We start from the raw sequence: 5,993 nt of genomic DNA on the forward strand, positions 1-5,993 counted from the left end.
AGAAACCCTGGAGTAAGACCATGTTGAAAGCCTACCGTGAACACGTCGCCGAGCGCGCAGCGCTCGGCATCCCGCCCCTGCCGCTGTCGGCCCAGCAGACGGCCGAGCTCATCGAGCTGATCAAGAACCCGGCCGCCGGGGAGAACCCGCAGGACCTGCTCGACCTGCTGGTGCATCGCGTGCCGCCGGGGGTCGATGATGCGGCCAAGGTGAAGGCCTCGTTCCTTGCCGCCGTGGCGCACGGCTCGATCCAGGTTGGCCTGATTTCCAAGGCCCGCGCGACCGAGCTGCTCGGCACGATGGTCGGGGGCTACAACGTCAAGCCGCTGATCGATCTGCTCGACGACCCCGAGGTGGCGCCCATCGCCGCTGAAGCGCTCAAGAAGACCCTGCTGATGTTCGACGCCTTCCACGACGTCGTCGAGAAGGTCGAGGCGGGCAATGCCCACGCCCGCGCGGTGATGCAGAGCTGGGCCGATGCCGAATGGTTTCTCTCGCGGCCGGAAGTCCCGCACAAGATCACGGTCACCGCGTTCAAGGTGCCGGGTGAAACGAACACCGACGACCTGTCTCCGGCCCCCGACGCCTGGAGCCGTCCCGACATTCCGCTGCACGCGCTGGCGATGCTGAAGAACCGGCGTCCGGATGCACCCTTCGAGCCGGATGAGGACGGCAAGCGCGGCCCGATCAGCGTCATCAATAAGCTCAAGGAAAAAGGCCACCTCGTCGCCTACGTGGGCGACGTCGTGGGAACCGGTTCGTCGCGCAAGTCGGCGACGAACAGCGTGATCTGGCACACCGGCCACGACATTCCGTTTGTGCCGAACAAGCGCTTTGGCGGTGTGACGCTCGGCGGCAAGATCGCGCCGATTTTCTTCAACACCCAGGAAGACTCCGGCTCCTTGCCGATCGAGGTGGACGTCAGCAAGATCGAGTTCGGGGACGTCATCGACATCTATCCGTATGACGGCAAGATCGAGCGCAACGGCGAAGTGCTCGCGACCTTCGCGCTCAAGAGCGAGGTGCTGCTCGATGAAGTCCGCGCGGGTGGCCGCATCAACCTCATCATCGGCCGTGGCCTGACCGCCAAGGCGCGCGAATATCTGGGCCTGCCGGCCTCGACGGTCTTCCGCCTGCCCAAGCCGCCGGTCGACAGTGGCAAGGGCTACACGCTGGCGCAAAAAATGGTGGGTCGTGCCTGCGGCATGCCCGAGGGCAAGGGTGTACGCCCCGGTACCTACTGCGAGCCGAAGATGACGACCGTCGGCAGCCAGGACACGACCGGCCCGATGACGCGCGACGAGCTCAAAGACCTCGCCTGTTTGGGATTCTCGGCCGATCTGGTGATGCAGTCCTTCTGCCATACCGCGGCGTATCCGAAGCCGGTGGATGTGAAGATGCACCACGAGCTGCCCGAGTTCATCAGCACGCGCGGCGGCGTGGCGCTGCGTCCGGGCGACGGCATCATCCACTCCTGGCTCAACCGCATGCTGTTGCCCGATACCGTGGGTACAGGCGGCGACAGCCACACGCGCTTTCCCATCGGCATCAGCTTCCCGGCGGGTTCGGGCCTGGTGGCGTTTGCGGCGGCGACCGGCGTCATGCCGCTCGACATGCCCGAGTCGGTGCTGGTGCGCTTCAAGGGCGAGATGCAGCCCGGCGTGACGCTGCGCGACTTGGTGCATGCGATCCCGCTCTACGCGATCAAGCAGGGGCTGCTGACGGTCGAGAAGAAAGGCAAGAAGAACATCTTCTCGGGCCGCATCCTCGAGATCGAAGGGCTGCCCAAGCTGAAGGTGGAGCAGGCCTTCGAGCTGTCGGACGCCTCGGCCGAGCGTTCGGCGGCCGGTTGCACGGTGCGGCTCGACAAGGAGCCCATCATCGAATACATCCAGTCGAACATCGTGCTCCTCAAGAACATGATCGCCGACGGCTATCAAGATGCGCGCACGCTGGCGCGGCGCATCAAGGCGATGGAGGCTTGGCTCGAGAATCCCAAGCTGCTCGAGCCCGATGCGGATGCCGAATACGCGGCGGTCATCGAGATCGACCTCAACGAAATCACCGAGCCCATCGTCTGCTGCCCGAACGACCCCGACGACGCCAAGACGCTGTCGGACGTGGCCGGCGCGAAAATCGACGAGGTGTTCATTGGCTCGTGCATGACCAACATCGGCCACTTCCGCGCCGCGAGCAAGTTGCTCGAAGGCAAGCGCGACATCCCCGTGCGCCTGTGGATGGCCCCGCCCACCAAGATGGATGCGCACCAGCTCACCGAAGAAGGCCACTACGGCGTCTTTGGTCAGGCCGGCGCGCGCATGGAAATTCCCGGCTGCAGCTTGTGCATGGGCAACCAGGCGCAGGTCAGAGAGGGCGCGACCGTCATGTCCACCAGCACGCGCAACTTCCCCAACCGCCTGGGCAAGAACACCAACGTCTACCTCGGCTCGGCGGAACTGGCGGCCATCTGCTCCAAGCTGGGCCGTATCCCCACCAAGGAAGAGTACCTGGCCGACATCGGTGTGATCAACGCCAATGGTGACAAAATCTACAAGTATCTGAACTTCGACCAGATCGGCGAGTACGTCGAGCGCGCGAAGACGGTTCCGGTCTAATCGTTCGCACCCCCCACGCCCCGTCGAGCCCCGCTCTTCGGGGCTTTTTTTCGGGTTCCAACATGCCTCGGTTTGCAGCCAATCTTTCGATGCTCTGGCCCGAGCGGCCCTTCTTGGATCGCTTCGAGGCCGCGGCCAGGGCCGGGTTCAAAGCGGTGGAGTTCTTGTTCCCCTACGAGCACCCGCCCGAGGTCATCGCGGAGCGCTTGCGGCGGCATGGGCTGCAGCTCGTGCTGCACAACCTCCCGCCCGGCGACTGGGCAGCGGGTGAGCGCGGGCTGGCTTGCATCCCTGGGCGAGAAGCGGAGTTTCGGGCCGGTGTGGCGCTCGCGGCTCGCTACGCGCGGGTGTTGGGTACGCCGCGCTGGCATTGCATGGCCGGGATACGACCGCCGGGCGTGACCGAGGACGAAGCCCGAGCGACCTGGATCGCCAACCTGCGCCATGCCGCGGCCGAGGCCCGCAAGCTCGGGATCGTCGTGCTGGTCGAGCCCATCAACACCTATGACATGCCCGGCTACTTCGTGAGCCGGCCGCGCCAGGCCGTGGCGCTCATCGACGCCGTGGGTGCGGACCATGTCTTGCTGCAGTACGACATCTATCATGCGCAGCGGATGGAGGGCGAATTGGCCAACACCCTGGCGGCCCTGTTGCCGCGCATCGGGCATCTGCAGCTCGCCGACACCCCGGGCCGGCACGAGCCGGGTACCGGCGAAATCAACTATCGATTTTTGTTTGAGCACATCGACCGGCTGGGCTACTCGGGCTGGATTGGTTGCGAATACCGCCCGCTCGACGAGACCGCGGGCGGGACCGATCGCGGGCTCGATTGGCTGCGCCAGCACGGATGCAGCCTCTGATCGTCCCGCAGAACCTCGATGTTGCGGCTGGATTGAGTAAGGCCCCCATGCACCCCACCGACGACCCGCGCGCCTTGCTGCGCCACCTCTACGAGGCAGCGGTGCAGCGCGCGCTGCCGCTGCACAACATGGCCGCCCACCTGCCCCCGCCGCCGGATCGAGCCAGGGCAGGCCGCACCCTGGTACTGGGCGCGGGCAAGGCCGCCGGTGCGATGGCGCAGGCGGTCGAAGCCTTATGGCCGCGGGATGCGCCGATCTCCGGCTTGGTGGTCACGCGCTATGGCCACACGCCGCCGCGCCCGCCCGGTGTGCCCGAGCGCATCGAGATCGTCGAGGCGGCGCACCCAGTGCCCGATGCCGCCGGGGTAGCCGCCGCCACGCGCATTTTGGGCTTGACCCAGGGGCTGACAGAGGAAGATCTGGTGCTGTGCCTGATTTCGGGCGGCGGCTCGGCGCTGCTGACGCTGCCGTGCGAGGGGCTCACGCTCGAAGACAAACAGCGCATCAACCGGGCGCTGCTCGAATCGGGTGCCGACATCGCGCAGATGAACACCGTGCGCAAGCACCTGTCGCGCATCAAGGGCGGGCGGCTCGCGGCTGCCTGCGCACCCGCGCGGGTGCTGACGCTCGCCATCAGCGACGTGCCCGGAGACGACCCGAGCGTGATCGCGAGCGGGCCGACGGTCGCCGACGGCAGCACCTGCGCCGACACGCTGGAAATCCTGGACCGCTACGCCATCGCCGTCCCCCCGGCGGTGCGCGAGGGCCTGCAAAGCGGCGCGCTCGAAACGCCGAAGCCGGGCGACCCGCGCCTGGCGCGCTGCGTGACGCACCTGATCGCGACGCCCCAGCAAAGCCTCGAAGCCGCCGCGGCGGCGGCGCGGGCGCTCGGTTGGCGGGCCTACATCCTCAGCGACGAGATCGAGGGCGAGTCGCGCGAGGTGGGCAAGGTGCATGCGGCCATCGCGCGCTCGACCGCGCTGGGCCGCAGCTGCTTCGAGGCGCCGTGCGTGATCTTGAGCGGCGGCGAGACCACGGTGACGGTGCGGCCACCGGCGGCAGGCCAGCCCCGCGGCCGCGGCGGCCGCGCCGGCGAGTTCTGCATGGGCCTGGCGCAGGCCTTGGCCGGCCACCCGCGCATCTGGGGGCTGGCGGCCGACACCGACGGCATCGACGGGGTCGAGGACAACGCCGGCGCGTTCGTCACGCCCGACACGCTCGCGCGCGCCAGCGCTTTGGGCTTGAAGCTGGCCGACCATCTGGCGCGCAACGATGCCTACGGTTTTTTCGAGCCGCTGGGCGACTTGCTCGTCACCGGGCCCACGCACACCAACGTCAACGACTTTCGCGCCGTGCTGGTTCGGTGAGCCTCAAAAAGTAGAGCAACACCCGACCGATTCACGCCGGGCTACGGGGTTTTTTATATCGAGCCGGCGATGTCGAGCCGCCGCGCGAGCATGGCGCCGGGCCGCGCGCCTTCGAGCGGGATCCACACCCGCAGCGGGCTGCCCGATGCGACGCGGAGCGCCGCACCCTGCGCGTCGCGCATGGCCGCGAGCACCAGGCTGCGGTTGCCTTCGGGCTGGATGAGTTCGAGCGTGTCGCCCACCGCGAAGCGGTTTTTCGTCTCCACCTCGGCCCAGCCGTCACGCACAGCGTGGACTTCGCCGACGAATTGGCTGCGCTGCGACTCGGAGCTTCCGCGATCGTAATTTTGGTAGGTGTGGCTCGCTCGGCGCTCCAGAAAGCCCGGCGTGTAGCCGCGGTTGGCCAGACCCTCGAGTTCGCCGAGCAGCGCCGGGTCGAAGGGCCGCCCCGCAACGGCGTCGTCGATGGCGCGGCGATACACCTGCGCGGTGCGCGCGACGTAGTAGCGGCTTTTGGTGCGCCCTTCGATCTTGAGCGAATCGACGCCGATCTGCACCAGCCGCGCCACATGTTCGACGGCGCGCAGGTCCTTGCTGTTCATGATGTAGGTGCCGTGCTCGTCTTCCATGATGGGCATGAGCTGGCCCGGGCGCTCCTTTTCCTCGAGCAGATAGACGCGGTCGGCTGCCGGATGGCGCTGGGCTCCGCCGCACGCGGCGAAGGCGCGCTCGGCTTGGGCGGCCTCCTCGGCAAAGCTGAAATCCGCATCGAGCGCCAGCGGGACGGCCTCGCCGGTGTCGCTCGACTCCGTCGCCGCATGGGTTTTGTAGTCCCAGCGGCAGGCGTTGGTGCAGGTGCCCTGGTTCGGGTCGCGCCGGTTGAAATAGCCCGAGAGCAGACAGCGGCCCGAGTAGGCGATGCACAACGCGCCATGCACGAAGACTTCGAGCTCCATGTCCGGGCAGTCGTCGCGGATCTGGGCGATTTCGTCGAGGCTCAATTCACGCGACAGAATGATGCGCCGCACCCCGATGCGCTGCCAGAATTTCACCGCCGCGGAGTTGAGCGTGTTCGCTTGCACCGAGAGGTGGATCGGCACCTCGGGCCACGGCCCTTCGTGCATGCGCTCGAGCACCATGCTGATGAGGCC

At 67.3% G+C, this 5,993-nt stretch carries 4 protein-coding genes; 3 read left to right on the top strand and 1 reads right to left on the bottom strand.

What is annotated here, in order from left to right:
- Positions 1–20 precede the first annotated feature (20 nt).
- From acnB to JHC36_RS02715, 3 genes are all read left to right on the top strand, one after another.
- Positions 21–2,615: a bifunctional aconitate hydratase 2/2-methylisocitrate dehydratase gene (gene acnB / locus JHC36_RS02705; RefSeq protein ID WP_287915535.1), complete on the top strand. Its 2,595-nt coding sequence runs from the start codon at positions 21–23 to the stop codon at positions 2,613–2,615.
- Between the two features lie 62 nt (positions 2,616–2,677).
- Positions 2,678–3,475 carry a 2-oxo-tetronate isomerase gene (otnI, locus tag JHC36_RS02710; protein ID WP_287915538.1) on the top strand — a complete coding sequence of 266 codons (798 nt, stop codon included), beginning with the start codon at positions 2,678–2,680 and terminating at the stop codon, positions 3,473–3,475.
- A gap of 47 nt (positions 3,476–3,522) precedes the next feature.
- Positions 3,523–4,842 carry a glycerate kinase type-2 family protein gene (locus JHC36_RS02715; RefSeq protein WP_287915540.1) on the top strand — a complete coding sequence of 440 codons (1,320 nt, stop codon included), beginning with the start codon at positions 3,523–3,525 and terminating at the stop codon, positions 4,840–4,842.
- 53 nt (positions 4,843–4,895) lie between these two features.
- Here the strand turns inward: JHC36_RS02715 and trhP are convergent.
- On the bottom strand, positions 4,896–5,993 hold a 1,098-nt coding region (trhP, locus tag JHC36_RS02720), incomplete at its 5' end, for a prephenate-dependent tRNA uridine(34) hydroxylase TrhP (protein WP_287915543.1).

Source organism: Tibeticola sp. (genome assembly GCF_022759015.1).
GTDB classification, from domain to species: domain Bacteria; phylum Pseudomonadota; class Gammaproteobacteria; order Burkholderiales; family Burkholderiaceae_C; genus Tibeticola; species Tibeticola sediminis.